We start from the raw sequence: 17,828 nt of genomic DNA on the forward strand, positions 1-17,828 counted from the left end.
GTTCAGTTTTCAAAGAACTTGTCTGCCGCTTCAAAAGCGACTTCATCATATTAACATCTTCATTTTTCGATGTCAACTATGTTTTGAATTTCTTTTTTGTCGTTTTCTGCGTTTCCGCATCAGCGACGTTTATTAATATACCATCATGGTTTTTAAATAACAAGTATTTTTTATAAAAAAATACAAAAAGTTATCTATCCTACTTTCTTCTATAGAAAGAACCCTTATCCTTTCTACTAAAACATTCATTTTGATTGTATACAAGTTACTATACACTATCATCAACCAGGCAGTATTTCACAATAACTTCCTAACCTTTAGTCTTCTTCTTTTTTTATTTTATAATTACCATAGTTCTGCTTAAGAAGGACAAATAATCATTTAAATGTAGAGTAACAAAAAACGTGGCCACTATACTAGAGCAAAACTTTAATTCCTGATTTTTCTCTCCAATCAGGAATTTTGCTTCCACAAATAACAAACTTCCCCTCGAAATATTAAATTAAGATTATTGTTAGAATTTTTTTACATTTAATTAATGAAAGATATCCAATTTTTGTTATATAGTAAGAAAGTGCCCACAAAACTATAAATAAACTAATGGAGGAATTATTTTATGGATAGGTTAACAAAATTTTCATTAAAAAACCGAGCCGCTATTATTATCATGGTTTTTCTCATTTCCATACTCGGTGTTTATTCCGGCTCTAAATTACCTATGGAATTTTTACCAAGCATCGATAACCCTGCAATAACTGTTACGACATTATCTCAAGGGCTCGATGCTGAAACGATGACCAAGGACGTAACTGACCCCCTTGAAAAACAATTTCGTAATTTAGAACATATCGATGGCATCACTTCTTCCACACATGAGGGATTATCACGCATCGACATTGCATATACATCCAAGGCAAATATGAAAGACGCGGCACGCGAAGTCGAAAAAACAATTAATACGATTAAATTACCTAAAGATGTAACTAAACCTGTTGTTAGCCAATTAAACACTTCTATGATTCCACTCGCTCAAATTACCATCCAGAAGCAAAACGGATTTTCAAAAGCTGACGAAAAACAAATTGAGAAAGAAATCGTACCACAACTCGAAAGCATTGATGGTGTTGCCAATGTTATGTTTTTCGGAAAATCAACTTCCGAATTATCCATCGTACTTGATCCTAACCAACTAAAAGATAAAAACGTAACATCACAGCAAGTATTAACAGTTTTACAAGGAAAAGAAACTTCCACTCCAGCCGGAGCAATTACCGTTAATAAGGCAGAATACAATCTTCGTGTCATCGGGGATATAAAAAATGTAAATGACATAAAAAATATCACCGTTACACCTCAAGTAAAATTACAAGATGTTGCTCAAATTGAATTAAAACAACATTACGATACAATCTCGCACATAAACGGGGAAGAAGGAACAGGATTAATCATCATGAAAGAGCCGAGTAAAAATGCGGTTGCAATCGGAAAAGAGATTGATAAAAAGATTAAAGATATAAGCAAGCAATATAAAGATCAATTCTCTATTAAACTTTTAGCTTCAACTCATGAGCAAGTTGAAAATGCTGTTACTAGTATGGGAAAAGAAGTAATCCTTGGGGCAATTGCTGCAACTCTCATTATCTTAATCTTTTTACGCAGCTTCCGAACAACACTCATCGCTGTCGTTAGTATTCCATTATCTATTTTATTAACACTATTTTTACTCCATCAATCTAACATCACACTTAACATTCTAACTCTTGGTGGCTTAGCCGTTGCAGTTGGACGTCTCGTCGATGATAGTATCGTTGTCATCGAGAATATTTTCCGTCGTTTACAAAAAGAATCTTTCTCTAAAGATATTATTCTCGATGCAACAAAAGAGGTCGCCGTCGCAATTACCTCTTCTACTTTAACGACAGTCGCCGTTTTTTTACCTATCGGTCTCGTATCGGGAGTAATCGGAAAACTAATGTTACCTATGGTGTTAGCAGTTGTGTATTCTATACTTTCTTCCTTAATTGTGGCATTAACAGTCGTTCCACTTATGGCTTTTTTACTGCTCAAAAAAACAAAACGTCGCAATTCACATTCTTCACCGCGATATGTCACTACATTAAAGTGGGCTCTTTCTCATAAGTTTATCATTCTACTCACTTCTTTTTTATTATTTGCAGGATCAATTGCAGCCTACATACTACTTCCGAAAGCGAACATAAAGTCTGAAGACGATACAATGCTTTCCGTTAACATGACATTTCCAGGTGATTATGATTCTGAAGCTAAAAAACAAAAAGCCTTTGATTTCGAAAAGAAACTCCTCTCTAATTCTGATGTAACAGATGTTATTTTGCGAATGGGATCTAGCGCAGAAGATGCACAATGGGGACAGACAACTCAAAACAATCTTGCAACTATATTTGTAGTCTTTAAAAAAGGATCTAATATCGACCAATATATTAAAGAATTAAAAAAGGATCATAATACTTTTGAACCAGCTGAACTTGATTATATAAAAACGAGTTACTCTGACTCTGGAGGCGGAAACAACTTACAATTTAACGTAACCGCTACTAACGAAACAAATTTAAAAAAGGCCGCTAACATCGTCGAAACAAAACTAAAAGGTATGGACGATCTCTCTAAAGTAAAAACAAATATAGAAGACTCTAAAAAAGAATGGCAAATTCATATCGATCAAACAAAAGCGGAACAACACGGTTTAACACCAGAATTAGTAGCACAACAAGTATCATTCCTTATGAAGAAATCTCCTATGGGGGAAATCTCAATCAATAATGAAAAAACAACTATTATGATAGAACATAAAAAGGCATCCATTAACAAACAAGAAGATATTTTAAACACAAACATACTATCACCTATTAACGGACCAATTCCTTTAAAAGACATTGCAACTATTTCAGAAAAACAACTTCAAACGGAAATCTTCCATAAAGATGGGAAAGAAACGATTCAAATTACCGCAGAAGCTTCAAGTGAAGATTTAAGCAAAGTAAGCGCAGAAGTAAACAAGGCGATAGCCGACTTAGATTTACCTAACGGAGCAAAAGTAAATGTCGCAGGCGCTACTGAATCTATGCAAGAGAACTTCACAGATTTATTCAAAATTATGGGGATCGCAATCGGGATTGTATATTTAATTATGGTTATCACATTCGGGCAAGCACGTGCTCCTTTCGCGATTTTATTCTCTTTACCATTAGCTGCTGTCGGTGGTATTTTAGGATTAATCATTTCAAGAACACCTGTTGATGTAAATTCATTGATCGGCGCATTAATGTTAATCGGAATTGTCGTTACAAATGCTATTGTATTAATAGAAAGAGTGCAACAAAATCGGGAAAACGGTATGGAAACAAGAGAAGCCTTACTAGAAGCAGGATCTACTAGATTACGCCCAATTATTATGACAGCTATAACAACAATCGTCGCTATGCTACCACTCCTATTCGGTCAATCTCAAGCTGGAAGTATGGTATCCAAAAGTCTGGCCGTCGTTGTAATCGGTGGTTTGGCAGTTTCAACCGTTCTTACATTAGTAGTCGTTCCCGTTATGTATGAACTATTAGATAAAATCGGGAGAAAAAGACGCTCCCGCAGAAAAATAAGTACTTCTACAGAAACACCTGATATTTAAACTAAAAGGCGTTATCTTCATAATTGAAGATAACGCCTTTTAGAATTCCCTACCTATTGATATAATCTAGCACATTTTTCGTATATCGCTCTAGCGACTTACCAGAATCTACAAGAAGATATTCATCATTTAAAATCCTTTTACTGCCATCTAGCCACTTTTTTTCAAACGCTACTTCTGATTCTACTGACTTATCTTATGTTCACGTGTTTGTAACCTACGATTAATTTCTTCTATATTATTAAGATAACATTCAATATGTTTATATGTAGCACCATACTTCCGACATAAACCTATTCCTTTTTCAACCATCCCATCATAGAGTCATGGACTATCTAATATAACACTATGTTCTTGTTCCAACAAAAAACCTATCAGTTCCCACTCAATATCATAGGAGACTCCCGCAACAACTGTTGATTCAATCCCCTTTGCCGTTAATGATTTTAATAATGCTGATTTCACGACATCATGATCTACAATAACTGCACCTGCTAACATCAAAATGACCGAAAAAAACTCCCTGTTTATAAACAGAGAGTTCTTACCTTCAATTTATGCTGCTTTTACCTTCTTCGTCGTTTTACGACTTTTTTTCGCTCCTGTAAAACGCTTGTGTAATACAGATGCTACGAAACGAGAAATGATATTAAAGAGTAATACCATAATAATTAATACAGCTGCAGATTTCGTTGCAATTAACTTCGCATCTGGGATAATCCCTTCAGAGTTTAATTTCCAAATGTGAACAGCTAACGTTTCAGCTGGTCTAAATGGATTTAAAGGATGCGAGGGGCTCGAGAAGTCCGCTGCTGAATTTAAAATAGGTGATGTTAAACCCGCTGTATAAATTAACGCCGCAGCTTCACCGAATATACGGCCTGCCGCCAAAATAATACCTGTAATGATTTGTGGTAACGAAGACGGGATAATGATGCGGGCAATCGTTTGCCATTTCGTTGCACCTAGTCCAAGACTCGCCTCTTTTACATTATGAGGAACTTCAGAAATCGCATTTTCACAAACACGTGTTAAACCAGGCAAATTCAAAATAGTTAAAGCAAGAGCTCCACCCATTACTGTATATCCCCAGCCTGTCATGGTAACAAATACTAATAAGCCAAATAGTCCAACAACAATAGAAGGTAAAGACGCCATTGTTTCAATACATAAACGAACAAAACTTAAAAAACGACCTTGTTTTGCATACTCCGCTAAATATATTCCAGCCCCTAGTCCAAGAGGAATAGATATAATAAGTGTTATAACAAGCATGTAGAAAGAATTGAATAACTGTGGACCAATTCCCCCACCAGCTCTTGTATTGCTTGGTTCTCCGAATAAGAAACTAGGATCCCAAAATCCCCATCCCTTTTGCAGAATTTCGTACATTAAAAAAGCCAGCAAAGCTACAACTAAAGCTGCAACCCCATAAAAGATACCTGTCCAAACTTTATTTACCGTTCTTGCATTCATTATTATCGCTCACCTCTTTGACCAATCGCTCGAATTACTAAAATAAACAGGAATGAAATAACAAGTAAAATCATCGCTAACGTCCATAGCGCGTTGTTCCAAGCTGTTCCGTTCAATGTATTCGTCATATCCATTGTCAGAATACCTGTTAACGTTGCTGTTGGACTATATATTCCTTCCGGTAATTTAATCGTGTTCCCGATTACCATTTGAACCGCTAACGCTTCACCAAAAGCACGCGCTAACCCTAAAACTATACCTGTTAAAATCCCTTGTTTTGCAGCAGGAACAATAACTCGGCTAATCGCTTGCCATTTCGTCGATCCTAGACCGTAAGAAGCTTCCAAGTAATCAAACGGAACAGAGCGTATTGCATCAGAGGCAATACTAGCAATAGTAGGTAAAATCATAATACTCAGGACAATAATACCCGCAATTAAACTAAAGCCCACTCCACCGAACGAATCACGTAATAGAGGAACCAAGATCGTAACCCCTAATAATCCGTATACAACTGATGGAATACCAACTAATAATTCTAAAACAGGCTTTAATACTTTATTGCCAAACTTCGGCGAAATTAAATTCATGAATATAGCAAGAGCTATAGCAATTGGTGCACTAATGACTACAGCACCTAACGACACAAGTGTCGAACCGACAATAAAGATTACAGCACCATACGTACCTTGATCAGCATTTGGATTCCATTTTGTCGAAGTTAACACCTCAGAAAATGAGATACCACTTTGCGTGAAAGATTGAATTCCTTTGCCGCAAATAAACGCAATAATAGCTAATGTAATAAAAACAATAAAGATACCGCAAAACGTAACAAGTGATCTACCTATATATTCACTCTTTACGTAATTAATTTGTTTTTTCCCCTTCATCACAGGACAGACCCCACTTCATAGATTGAAATGAACAGGACTGGCCTTGCAGCCAGCCCCACAAAATTTTATTACTTATTTAATTTAGACATTGGGATGTAACCCATATCTTCTACTTGTTTTTCGAAATCTTTACCTTTTACATAGTCAATGTAAGCTTTTGTCGCTTCTTTTGCCTCACCTTTAGTTACCATGTACTCGTAAGACCAGAATGGATATTTACCAGCAGAGATGTTTTCAACTTTCGGTTCAGCACCATCAATTTTCACAGTTTGCAATGCACCTTTTTTATCGCCTACCATGTAAGACATTGCTAAATAGCTGATTGAACCTGGAGTAGAGTTAATCGCTTGCTCTACAGCACCGTTAGAATCTTGTGTTGTACCAGTTCCATCATTAATTTTAGCGTCTTTCATCACTGTCTTTTCAAAAGTAGCACGTGTACCAGATGAAGCCGGTCGGTTAATTACATTGATTTTTTCATCTTTTCCGCCTACTTCTTTCCAGTTCGTTACTTTTCCAGTGAAGATATCTTGCACTTGTTTTACTGTTAAGTTATCAACTTTTACATCTTTATTTACGACAAGTGCGAATGCGATACCCGCAACTTTGTTATCTACTAATTCTTTTGCTTTTTCAGCATCTTTTATTTTATCTCCAGCTGGAACATCTGAGTTACCAATTTGTACCGCACCAGATGCTACTTGGTTGATCCCAGTTCCACTACCGCCACCTTGAACTTGAATAGAAACTTTTGAATTTTTCTCCATGAATTTCTTTCCAGCTTCCTCCGCAAGAGGTTGAAGAGCTGTAGAGCCAGCCGCTGCAATCGTACCTGATAATTCTTGTTTTGCATCGCTACCTTTAGCAGCTTCCTTATTATCCGTACTTTCTGCTTTTCCACATCCAACTAATGCACCTGCAACAACTAAAGCCGCTAAAGAAAATTTAATACCCTTTTTCATAACCATGTCTTGTACCCCCATTTGGATTATCACTTTTCGAATTCATCTTCTTTCGAACACAAATTCATTGTAGGACAACAATATTATGTGAGTGTTAAGCAATTTTTAAGTTTAAGTAAATAGAGATAACATCCCCTAAAAGCTAGACATTCCAACATTTACAGTTGAAAAAGCCAACAAAACCCACACTAAACACGTAGTATTGTAAATTTAATCTTAACAATGTAAATTCAATGTAAATGATTTTCTGTATTTTTCCCTTTAGGTTAAAACTACATTTACAATTCCCCTATATTTTTAAGCTTTTACACTCTTACTTTAAGAAGAATTCCAGTAATATTTTTCGGTACAACTAAATAAATTGGAACAATTCTAAAAATATTTGAATATTTTTAAAGTACTAATTGACAGCATCATTAAATGTAGTCTACTATATTAGTATCAAAAAGTTTACCTAAGGAAACTTTTTAAACTAAAACTAAAAATATAGAGATGAGGTAACTTTTATGGTATCGGCTAATACTAAACCCCTTTCCGAATTCAGAACAGGGGAATTTGTACAAATTGAGAAGATACAATTAGAAGGAACTATGAAACGACGTTTATTAGATTTAGGCTTTTTTCCTGGAGCGATAATTAAAGTATTACAACGCAGCCCACTTGGAGACCCAGTCGCTTATCAAGTAAGCAACACAACTATTGCACTGCGTAGTGAAGAAAGCTCCCTTATTTTCGGGATATTAATAGGAGATGATTTCAGATGAGTAACCATCGCATTGCGTTAGCTGGTAACCCGAATACCGGGAAAAGTACATTATTTAATACTTTAACAGGCTTAAAACAACATACTGGAAACTGGACGGGGAAAACTGTTTTAAAAGCTGAAGGGGAATATGAGCATAGCGGAAATATATATACAATAATAGATTTACCTGGAACTTACTCACTGTATTCAAATTCGGCAGATGAAGAAGTCGCACGAGATTATATTATATTTGAAAAACCAGAAGTAACTGTAGTTGTTATAGACGCAACTGCAATGGAGAGAAATTTAAATTTAGCACTCCAAGTAATGGAAATGACAAACGATGTGGTCATTTGTATTAACTTAATTGATGAAGCGGAGAAAAAAGGAATCATTATTGACGAAAAGAAATTAGCAAAATCACTTGGTGTACCGGTAGTTAAAATTTCAGCCCGAAACCGAGTTGGTATCGGACATTTACTAAGCGTCATTGCTAAAGTAGCAACTAAAAAACTCATTCCAACACCAATTAAAATTACTTATAATGAAAAAATTGAAAATATGATTCAAGAATTAGAACCACAAATTTATAAAGTGTTCGGCAATACGTATCCAGCACGTTGGATTGCGTTACGTATTTTAGATGGAGATAAAAATTTCTTAACTGCACTTCAAAAACATCATAACGAACCACTTGTAAGGGAGGTCGTAATAAATGGAATCTCACTCAGCCAGTAAAGCTCTTCCGCTGGACTATATTGTTCAACATGCACAAACACTTTCAAAAGAGGACATACGAGATGATATTGTCGGAGATATTTATCGAACCTCCGCAAGTATATGTAAAGAAGCTGTCCAATATACGAATACTGATAAATTATATCGTTCAGAAAGATTAGATAAGATTTTCACTTCTCCTATTTGGGGATTTCCAATTATGCTCGGTATTTTATCTATTATTTTTTATCTTACAATCGCCGGTGCTAACGTGCCATCCGAGATGATTGCTGAATTTTTCGGCTGGGTCGAAGGATATTTAACATCTTGGTTCCAAGCAATGCATGCACCAGAATGGCTACATGGCGTTTTAATACTTGGTTTATTCCGTGGTACCGGAGCCGTTATTAGCGTTATGTTACCACCTATGGCAATCTTCTTCCCTATGTTTGCCCTATTAGAAAACTATGGATATTTACCACGCGTTGCGTTTAACATGGATCGTTTATTTAAACGCTCTGGTGCGCATGGGAAACAATCTTTAACTATGGCAATGGGGTTTGGATGTAACGCTGCCGCTATTATGTCAACACGTATTATCGAATCACCACGTGAGCGTATGCTTGCCATTTTAACAAACAACTTCGTCCCATGTAATGGACGCTGGCCTACATTAATCTTAATGGCTTCATTATTTATGGCTGCTGGATATACAGGTAGCATGCAAACACTTGTTACTGCCGGCGTTGTCGTTGGAATGGTCGTAATTGGTGTTATTGTAACGTTAACTGTTTCTTGGGTTTTATCAAAAACCGCGCTTAAAGGTGTTCCAACTCACTATACGTTAGAGTTACCACCATACCGTAAACCAAAAATTTGGAATACAATTGTGCGTTCAACGCTCGATAAATCAATATATGTTTTAAAACGAGCTGTAATTGTAGCTGCACCTGCCGCTGTATTAACTTGGATACTCGCTAATATTTTCGTCGGTGACACGAGCTTACTTATGCATTTTGTGAACTTCTTAGATCCATTTGCTAAAATGTTAGGACTTGACGGATTTATTCTAGCAGCGTTTATTCTTGGACTACCAGCTAATGAAATTGTTATTCCAATTTTATTAATGTCTTACTTATCAACTGGCGCTTTAACTGAAATAGATGATTTTAATCAAATTAAAAATCTATTTTTAGAGCATGGTTGGACTTGGTTAACAGCGTTAAACACAATGTTGTTCTCACTTCTTCATTTCCCATGTGGAACAACACTGGTTAACATATATAAAGAAACAAAAAGTGCAAAGTGGACATTCTTATCGTTTGCAATCCCTACCGTTATCGCCATTGTTGTTACATTCCTCTCTACACAATTGGTACATTGGTTAGGGCTTGTATAAGCAAAGTATACATAGAAGGTATCCCCCTTCAACATATGCTTTGTGCAAAAAAGAAACCTGAAACTTATTCAGGTTTCTTTTTTTGCGCATCCTTTTTCCACGGCTGGGCACCATACGTTGTAAGTTTTTTATGAATAAAATATATAGTCCCTGGAAGAACCGCCATTAATATAGTGCAACTAATTCCCAATCCAGTAAACAACTTCCGTCACCTTATTTCACTCTCTTCGGTAAAGCTGAACCTGAATGTGCAATTGTTGGATGAACATGAACAGTAATTTCAGCATTACTAAAGTAATTTTCGCCTTGATCCCAATTCTTACTTATCTTTTTCCACTCTTTATAATTATGTCGCTTATATACTTCCCCTAATGCTAATACATCTACCTTATATTTTTTTTGAACAAGCTTAATCGATTTTTGGATGCGTTTCTCCATTTCCTCTGAAATATCCTTCTCTAAACGCTTTTCATTCAAAACCTTTTTATGATCACTAAAGTGCAACTCAGCCAATGTACCTTCCAGAGATAAGTGAATATTAAACTTTGGTTTTGTAGCATTTTCCGTAGATACTTTAATCTTTCGGTGCATCTTATGAATTTCATATGTAATAAGCTGGTCTTTTTTGCGGATAGTAAAAAAACCTCCAATTTTTTTACCTATTATATAATTCATTCCTAATGTTTGTTCTCCACTTAAACTGCCTACACACTTATTATCTTTCCCACGAAACAGCGCTGCCCCATTCATTTGTACCCCTTGTTTTGTTAGTTCGAGAATAGGTAATACGAAACTTTGGTTAGCAATCATTTTTTGCTGTACCTCACCAATTCTTGCAGCCTCGATCATTTGAGCATTTTTCGGAGGATGCTCAGCTAACATATCAATGTATTGCGCTGGTAAATTTTCAGGCTTTGCACTTTGTTTTAAAATAGCTTCTGCATTTTTCTTAGAAACAAACAAACGAATATTTCTTCTCATCTCATGATCGCGAATATATACATCTAACGTATTTTGTAAAACATATGGATTCGATAATAAATCTTTAGAAAAAATTATCACTTGTATGTGCGGAAAGAATAATGAACGACTAATTTTTTTGGCGATAATTCGTATTTGCTCAAAGACACTATCTGCTTTCGCACTAACATTAATATAATTTTCACTATCTCCACCGCCTTGGCCACCTTGCTGCGCTAACTTACTGGGAAGTACCATCTGATACGTCCCTTTCATAATTGGATGTGCTTTCTTTGCCTTTACAATATCGTAAGCTGCACCTACTACAAATCCTCTTTCTTCTATTTCTTCTAACTCAGAGCACCCACTGATAGATCCAGCTAAAACCATAACCATTATAATTTTAAGAAGGTGTTTCATTTCTACCATTCCTTCTTTTTATTTTATATACAATAAAAACTAACAAAGGCGCTAGCACGACAAACCCCATATCTATCCAAGCTAAATAAGTCCCGTAATTTGACAATTCTTTCGAATTACTAGGTATCATATTCACCATAAAAATAATCGGGGCACTTACAAAAATGAAAATATGTTTCTTCACTTTCGGAAACATAGCACAAAATAATAAAGATGCGACGTCATAATACATTGCTGTAGTGTTATAAATAGTAATAATCCAAGTAGTAAAAAAAATCGCATCAAATCTTTCTAAAAACCCTCCACCAATTTCAATTTCTTTCCCTAATTCAATTGTTGGATATGTCAATCCACGTGTTGTCATATACGTAAAAACACTAATACAAGTTACATAAATTAAAATGTATGACAACACGTTTACTATCACCGCTTTTGCAACTGCCATTGGCGCTTTTTTCGCTGTCTTATCGTTCAACAACACAGCATAAAACAGAGCTACCTCAAATCCGATGAATGTAAAAATAGAATTCTTAACTCCTACAGCATACTGACTGACATTCGTTTGAAAAGCCGGTAGTAAATTATCTATTTCCATTAAGTTCACATTCAATAAAGAAAGAAGCACTATCGCAATTAAAACAATTGGTAAGAATAGAACATTTAACCTTAATAAAGCCGCTCTCGATCCTGCTACTCCATAAATAACAACTAATAAGAAGAAGAAAGACAATAGCTGTATTGGTGTATCACTAAATAAATATGTTTGTGAAATAACCGCAATCATTCGCGATTCATATGCTGTCAAAGCTGCAAACGTTAATACTAAAATGCTACTAATTGTGTACGCAACAGGTTTCGTCAAATGCGCACTTGTATATTGAACAAAGTTTTGTTTTGGGAATAAAATAGCTACCCTCGTTACAAACCAACCTAAAACCGCACATATCAATCCACCCAAAAGTAAAATAATCCAACCGTCCGAAAATAAAGTTTGATCGGCAATATCTCTCGGCATAGACAATGCCCCTATACCAATAATGGTTGACGATACCGCAAAGCCAATTTCCCGAGATCCAATCTCTTCATCGCCATACTCAAATGGTTTCAATTATTTTCGCTCCTTTGGACGTATTGTAGAATCTTTTGTTTGTAAATATTCCGGTCTCTCTTTTAACATTGATTTTGGTAGGCGAACCAATTCTTCTTCCCAATCTTTATAAAAAGCAGGAGCAATAGGTGTTGTATACGGAACCCCAACACTCTTTAAATTTGTAATATGAACCGCAAGTGCAATAAGAGCTAAAATGATTCCGTACAATCCAAAAGCAGTCGCCGCTAACACAAAGACAAAAAGTAAAATCCGAAACGTAATTGTAATGCTATATACAGGCAGTGAAAATGTAGCAATTGCAGTAACTGCAATAATAATAACTAAGAACGGATTTACAATCCCTGCATTCACCGCCGCTTCTCCAATTACAAGACCGCCTACAATCCCAATTGTTTGTCCCATCGGTTTTGGCAATCTAATTCCTGCTTCTCGTATTAACTCCATCGTTAATGCCATCATTAACGTTTCTATATATGCCGGAAATGGCACCCCTTCTCTCGCTCCCGCAATAGAATAAGCTAGTTTAGATGGGATAAGCCCTTGATGATACGATACAAGCGCTACGTACATGGCAGGTAATAAAACAGCAGCAATACCTGATCCCATACGTAAAACCCTTAATAACGTCCCAATTATCCAACGCTCATAATGATCTTCCACAGATTGAAAAATATCAACAAATACTAGTGGAGCTATAAGAGCAAACGGTGATCCGTCGACTAAAATAGCCGCCTTTCCTTTCGCTAATGAGGCCACAATATTATCAGGCCTCTCCGTATTTAAAAACTGCGGAAATGGTGACAAATTATTATCTTGAATTAATTGCTCAATCGTACCCGTCTCAAAAATAATATCTGTCACTATTGATTGAAGACGCCGATCTAGCTCTTTTACGATGTAAGGGTTAATAATATCTTCTATATATATTAGGGTTACTTCTTTCTGCGATCGCTTCCCCATAATATAAGATTGAAATCGTAACTTCGGATCACGTAAACCACGGCGAATTAGCATTTTATTCACATTAATATCTTCATTTAATCCAATCCTAGGCCCACGTATTAAATCTTCTGTTACAGGTGGTTCTAAACTTCTTTTCTCCCAAGCCCTACTGTTAACAACAATAGCCGTTTGAATATTATCAATTAATATGACTGTATCTCCTGCTAAAACCGCATTTATAATATCTGGAAAAGTTGTCTTCATACCGACTTCTGCAATAGAAATTAAACGATCCAATAATGTCTGAACCACAGCTGCTTCATTTGGTATTTCTTCATACTGAAGTGTACGAACTACATATTTATAAACATTATCCTTATCTGTCAATCCACATAAAAAAACAACCGCACAACGTGTAATGCTACCAGCAAGAGCAACTTCTCTAATTGTTAAATCATTAGGTGAACCTAACTCATCTCTAATTTCCTTCATAACTTCAAACAAGTTACCTTTTAGCTCTAACAATTTCCCCACCTAACTTCCTTTTCAACAAGTTTTTAGTTAGATTCCGCTAATAGAAGAAAATATATACAAAAAAAGAGCTATCTTTTTTCGAAGATAGCTCTAACACGCGGGTTACTTTTCTACTATTATATTGTCTGTCTTTATAGATACACTTTTCGTGAATCCACTAACGATAAACATCACAATCATATTCATTAACAATGCGACTATACCTACATTTAAATCTTTTATATATTGCGGAAAACTCGGAAACATCGTAGCTATAGTTGAACCAGATAAGGTAATATATGCGACAATTAACAACCCAATCCCCATCCCCGCAATCGCACCTTGCTTCGTAATAATCTGCCGTGGAAACAAACTACATACAAGTGCAGGGAAAAGTTGCGTAACTATACTGTACCCCATTAAAAGAAGAGCCCCTATCGTTTCTCCTCCTTTAAATGTAAACAATACTGCAACAAGCGTTACAACAGGTACAAATAACTTAGCTACTTTTGCAACTTGTCTATCTGAAGCAGATGGCACCATTGTTCGGTAAATATTTTTTGCTAACAACGTAGATGCCGCCATAACAAGCATGGAACCTGGAACTAATGCCGTTAACACTCCTGCACTACCAATAATACCAATAAACCATGGATCAAACGTTTGAAGAGCCAGACGGAATAATGAAAGATCTACATCCGCTCCCTTTAACCCTGGAACTTGCAAGATAGCAGCAAAACCTGCAAAGAACACAAAAAGCAAAACTAAAGAATAGAGAGGCATAATTGCTGCATTTTTCCTAAATACTTTTTCACTTTTCGCTGAGAAAGCTGAGGCAAATGTATGAGGCCACATATAAAAACCGAGAGCCGTTAATATAATAGTAGAAACAAACCAAGAAATACTCATTCCCTTTTCAGGTAAAGATAAAAAACCTGGTTTTGCAGCTTCTACAGCTTCAAACATCGGTTGAAATCCTCCGTAATAGTGATACGGTAAATATATACCTAAAAACATAACGATAAATAGTATCATAATGTCCTTCAAAGCAGCTGTCCAAGCCGATCCATGTATACCTGAAACCATTACATAAATAGTTATAACAATAGCACCAATCCATACCGCAATAACAGGTGTCACTCTTCCATAGGAAGCTTCCGAAACGATAATTCCTAATCCCTTTAATTGCAAAACAAGATACGGGATAATCGAAATAACACCAATAATTGAAACAATTACCCCAAGCGTCTTACTCTTGTATTTCTTCGCAAAGAAATCTGATTGTGAAATGAGGTTATGTTCTTTTGCATATTTCCAAATTGGAGGCAATAAGAAATACGATAAAATATAAGCTAATGCACCATACCCTAAAATATAAAATGTAGGAGCTCCTTTACTATAAGCCCAGCCACTTCCTCCTAAAAATGTGAACGTCGTATAAATTTCCCCTGCCATAAGGAGAAAAACGAAAATAGTTCCAAATCCTCTTCCTCCAACTGACCATTGTTCTAAATTCATATCTTTTCCATGTTGTGCCCGAATTCCTAAAAATAGTGCGAGAAACAAAAATATAATAATGATAAATAATGCAGTCATTTTACGTCCCCCTTATTAGCAGGATCGAATACGTACACAAGACCCATACAAAGAGACGTAATGAGCACTGATAATAGTACCCAAAATAATAAAAATGGCATCCCCCATACGTAAGGAGTGACCGAATTTGCAAATACTGGTCCAACTACTAAACAAAGAACTGGAATAAGTGCTAGCACGTGTATTTTTTTCATCTCATTCTCCTTTACTTATAAAATTCATAATGGATGATACAAAGACTTCCACTCCAATTGGTAATGCGTCTTCGTCAATTGTAAAACGAGGGTGATGATGCGGATATATAATTCCCTTCTCTTCATTTCCTGCCCCTATAAAAAAGAACGTCCCTGGTGCCTTTTGTAAAAATGCTGAAAAATCCTCCCCTGCCATCGTTGGCTGTAAACGAACAACTCTTTCTCTTCCATACAGCTGTAATGCTGTATGTTCAATAAGCTCTGTAACTTCATAATCGTTCACAACTGGGCGATATCCATATTCATAAGAAAATGTATACTTAGCACCGTAGGATTCTGTAATATGTTTTACAATCCTTTCAAGCTTCTTCTTTGTTTCTTCTCTTAATTCATGCCTTAAACTTCTCACTGTCCCTTCAATCTCCGCTTGTTCCGGGATAACATTATGAGTTGTCCCAGAATGAAATTGCGTAACAGATACTACGAGAGAATCTAACGGATTCGTGAGGCGAGATACAATTTGCTGAATTTGCGAAACTACTTGCGCACCAATGGCGATACTATCAACTGTTTCATGCGGAATTCCAGCATGCCCACCTTTTCCCTCTATCGTAATTTTAAAAACGTCCGGCGCCGCCATCGCAGGACCATAAATTACACCTACTTTTCCAACCTCTAATGACGCCCAAAGATGAGCACCAATAATGTAATCCACACCTGTCATCACTCCCGCTGCGACCATTTCCTCTGCACCGCCTGGAAAGTTTTCTTCTGCATGTTGAAATAAAAAGCGAATCTCTCCTTTAACTTTCTCTCTTTCCTCTACCAACTTATGTACTACACCAAGCAATATTGCCATGTGACCATCGTGACCACACGCATGCATCACACCTGGATATATAGAAATAAAATCAAACTTATTTTCTTCATGAATAGGAAGAGCATCCATATCAGCACGAACCGCGATAGTTTTACCAGGCTGCCTACCGATTAACCTTGCCATTACACTATATTTAGTAGGCCTTGAGACTTCTAAATACGGGATTTCCCGAAGTATGTCGAATACAAATTGAGATGTTTTTTCCTCTTGAAAAGATAACTCTGGATACTTATGAAAATGCCTTCTCCACTCAATCAACTGATTCTTTGATAAAACAAGTTCCTTTGCGACATCCATTTCTCTTCTCCCCTTCTTTACCAAGTTAAATGTTATTATAGCGTGAATCGTTAACTTCTGAAAGAATTTTCAGAATTTTCTATAATGAATATTCAAAAAGAAAAAGCCATCTCAAGATGACTTTTCATTTTATAAAATAGTAATTGCTTGTTTCCCCATTTGCTCCCATGCCTTTTCAAATTCAGCACGAGGAACAGCTTTTCGTGGATTGTTTGCAAGAGGATCATTTACGTATACAAAGTTTTGATCATATCCAATTACTACAACACTATGCTCATAATATGTAATTTTCACTTTACCTGAACTCGTATTCCATGTTTCAAAACTACTTTCGGCTAATGGTTTAAACGTTGTATTAATAATTACCCATACTGGAGAACCAGAACTAATTACTTTATATAGATCTTGCACGTCTCTACCTGTTAAATTAATTACTTTTTCAGGAACATACTTTTCTGCTAAATTAAAAATCGGTTGATTATATACACCGTATCCCGGCTCAGCTTTCGTGTAAATATTTCCAACGAATCCCTCATACGGATTTCCATGCAAACCATCTTGTTTAAATGGAACGCGATGAATTTCACTAGCAAGTTGCATCTTATCTACTTGTACACCTTTATGTTGTAGTAGCATAGTTAAACTTGTCACTTCACAACCTCTAGGTAATTCAGGTAACTGTCTAATAAACGGAACCTCTGTAATCATTGCACTTTCTTTCATCTCAGAGAACAGGTCTAACCGAAATTCTTGTGCCTTTTTCATAATTTTATCTTTCTCGAAAAAGAACACGACAGCAAATATAATACCGAAAATAAAAATATATTTTAACTTTTTCATCATAAACCAAACTCCATTATATCAATTATTTTAAAGGCACAACTCCTATCATTGTACCTTTCTTCTTACTAGTTTGCTAGAAAGATTCTGTGAATTATTATTCACAAATACCTTTTTAAAATTCCGATTGTTCGAAATAGAAAGAAAAAAATATAATTTTTCAGAATTTTTTACTAAAAAACAAAATTATTAACCCAGTGAAAGAATCACGTTTCCTTC

The 17,828-nt window shown here is 35.9% G+C and carries 15 protein-coding genes and 1 pseudogene; 4 read left to right on the plus strand and 12 right to left on the minus strand.

The annotated features are described in order from the left end of the window. The first annotated feature begins 616 nt into the window (after positions 1-616). Complete coding sequence (locus B5P40_RS28425; protein ID WP_113710301.1) at positions 617-3,661, plus strand: efflux RND transporter permease subunit; 3,045 nt, start codon at positions 617-619, stop codon at positions 3,659-3,661. Between the two features lie 49 nt (positions 3,662-3,710). Here the strand turns inward: B5P40_RS28425 and B5P40_RS33830 are convergent. The 4 genes and pseudogenes from B5P40_RS33830 to B5P40_RS28445 all read right to left on the minus strand — a co-directional run bounded on the left by B5P40_RS33830 (position 3,711) and on the right by B5P40_RS28445 (position 7,001). Further along, positions 3,711-4,162, minus strand: a pseudogene (locus B5P40_RS33830) (P-loop nucleotide/nucleoside kinase family protein). 54 nt (positions 4,163-4,216) lie between these two features. After that, positions 4,217-5,137: a phosphate ABC transporter permease PstA gene (gene pstA / locus B5P40_RS28435; protein WP_002010630.1), complete on the minus strand. Its 921-nt coding sequence runs from the start codon at positions 5,135-5,137 to the stop codon at positions 4,217-4,219. Positions 5,138-5,139: 2 nt separating this feature from the next. After that, positions 5,140-6,030 carry a phosphate ABC transporter permease subunit PstC gene (pstC, locus tag B5P40_RS28440; RefSeq protein ID WP_002090872.1) on the minus strand — a complete coding sequence of 297 codons (891 nt, stop codon included), beginning with the start codon at positions 6,028-6,030 and terminating at the stop codon, positions 5,140-5,142. 71 nt (positions 6,031-6,101) lie between these two features. Beyond that, on the minus strand, positions 6,102-7,001 hold the full coding sequence (locus tag B5P40_RS28445; RefSeq protein ID WP_078176746.1) for a phosphate ABC transporter substrate-binding protein PstS family protein: 900 nt from the start codon (positions 6,999-7,001) through the stop codon (positions 6,102-6,104). A gap of 500 nt (positions 7,002-7,501) precedes the next feature. Here B5P40_RS28445 and B5P40_RS28450 point away from each other — a divergent pair, with 500 nt between their 5' ends. From B5P40_RS28450 to B5P40_RS28460, 3 genes are read left to right on the plus strand one after another with little or no spacing between them, the layout of a single operon-like run. Continuing rightward, complete coding sequence (locus B5P40_RS28450; protein WP_070140919.1) at positions 7,502-7,759, plus strand: FeoA family protein; 258 nt, start codon at positions 7,502-7,504, stop codon at positions 7,757-7,759. Continuing rightward, complete coding sequence (locus B5P40_RS28455; protein WP_078176745.1) at positions 7,756-8,478, plus strand: FeoB small GTPase domain-containing protein; 723 nt, start codon at positions 7,756-7,758, stop codon at positions 8,476-8,478. Before B5P40_RS28450 ends, B5P40_RS28455 begins: the two co-directional genes overlap by 4 nt. Continuing rightward, a complete protein-coding gene (locus B5P40_RS28460) occupies positions 8,456-9,856 on the plus strand; it encodes a nucleoside recognition domain-containing protein (RefSeq protein ID WP_078176744.1) in 1,401 nt (466 codons plus the stop codon). Before B5P40_RS28455 ends, B5P40_RS28460 begins: the two co-directional genes overlap by 23 nt. 64 nt (positions 9,857-9,920) lie before the next feature. Here B5P40_RS28460 and B5P40_RS33000 read toward each other — a convergent pair whose 3' ends face one another. The 8 genes from B5P40_RS33000 to B5P40_RS28495 all read right to left on the minus strand — a co-directional run bounded on the left by B5P40_RS33000 (position 9,921) and on the right by B5P40_RS28495 (position 17,609). Next, a complete protein-coding gene (locus B5P40_RS33000) occupies positions 9,921-10,058 on the minus strand; it encodes a hypothetical protein (RefSeq protein WP_087945977.1) in 138 nt (45 codons plus the stop codon). An 11-nt stretch (positions 10,059-10,069) separates the two neighbouring features. Further along, complete coding sequence (locus B5P40_RS28465) at positions 10,070-11,236, minus strand: Ger(x)C family spore germination protein (protein ID WP_078176743.1); 1,167 nt, start codon at positions 11,234-11,236, stop codon at positions 10,070-10,072. Further along, a complete protein-coding gene (gene gerLB / locus B5P40_RS28470; RefSeq protein ID WP_002159253.1) occupies positions 11,220-12,344 on the minus strand; it encodes a spore germination protein GerLB in 1,125 nt (374 codons plus the stop codon). The genes B5P40_RS28465 and gerLB overlap by 17 nt, the downstream gene beginning before the upstream one ends. Continuing rightward, positions 12,345-13,823 (minus strand): spore germination protein GerLA, encoded by a 1,479-nt coding sequence (gene gerLA / locus B5P40_RS28475; protein ID WP_113710302.1) that lies wholly within the window; start codon positions 13,821-13,823, stop codon positions 12,345-12,347. 102 nt (positions 13,824-13,925) lie between these two features. Then, a complete protein-coding gene (locus tag B5P40_RS28480; RefSeq protein WP_113710303.1) occupies positions 13,926-15,398 on the minus strand; it encodes a sodium:solute symporter family protein in 1,473 nt (490 codons plus the stop codon). Next, complete coding sequence (locus B5P40_RS28485) at positions 15,395-15,592, minus strand: DUF3311 domain-containing protein (protein ID WP_002029838.1); 198 nt, start codon at positions 15,590-15,592, stop codon at positions 15,395-15,397. Before B5P40_RS28485 ends, B5P40_RS28480 begins: the two co-directional genes overlap by 4 nt. 1 nt (position 15,593) lies before the next feature. Beyond that, positions 15,594-16,769 (minus strand): amidohydrolase, encoded by a 1,176-nt coding sequence (locus B5P40_RS28490; RefSeq protein WP_002167120.1) that lies wholly within the window; start codon positions 16,767-16,769, stop codon positions 15,594-15,596. Positions 16,770-16,898: 129 nt separating this feature from the next. Next, a complete protein-coding gene (locus B5P40_RS28495) occupies positions 16,899-17,609 on the minus strand; it encodes a C39 family peptidase (protein ID WP_033708232.1) in 711 nt (236 codons plus the stop codon). Positions 17,610-17,828: the final 219 nt, after the last annotated feature.

Source organism: Bacillus sp. SRB_8, assembly GCF_003264205.1.
GTDB lineage: Bacteria > Bacillota > Bacilli > Bacillales > Bacillaceae_G > Bacillus_A > Bacillus_A mycoides.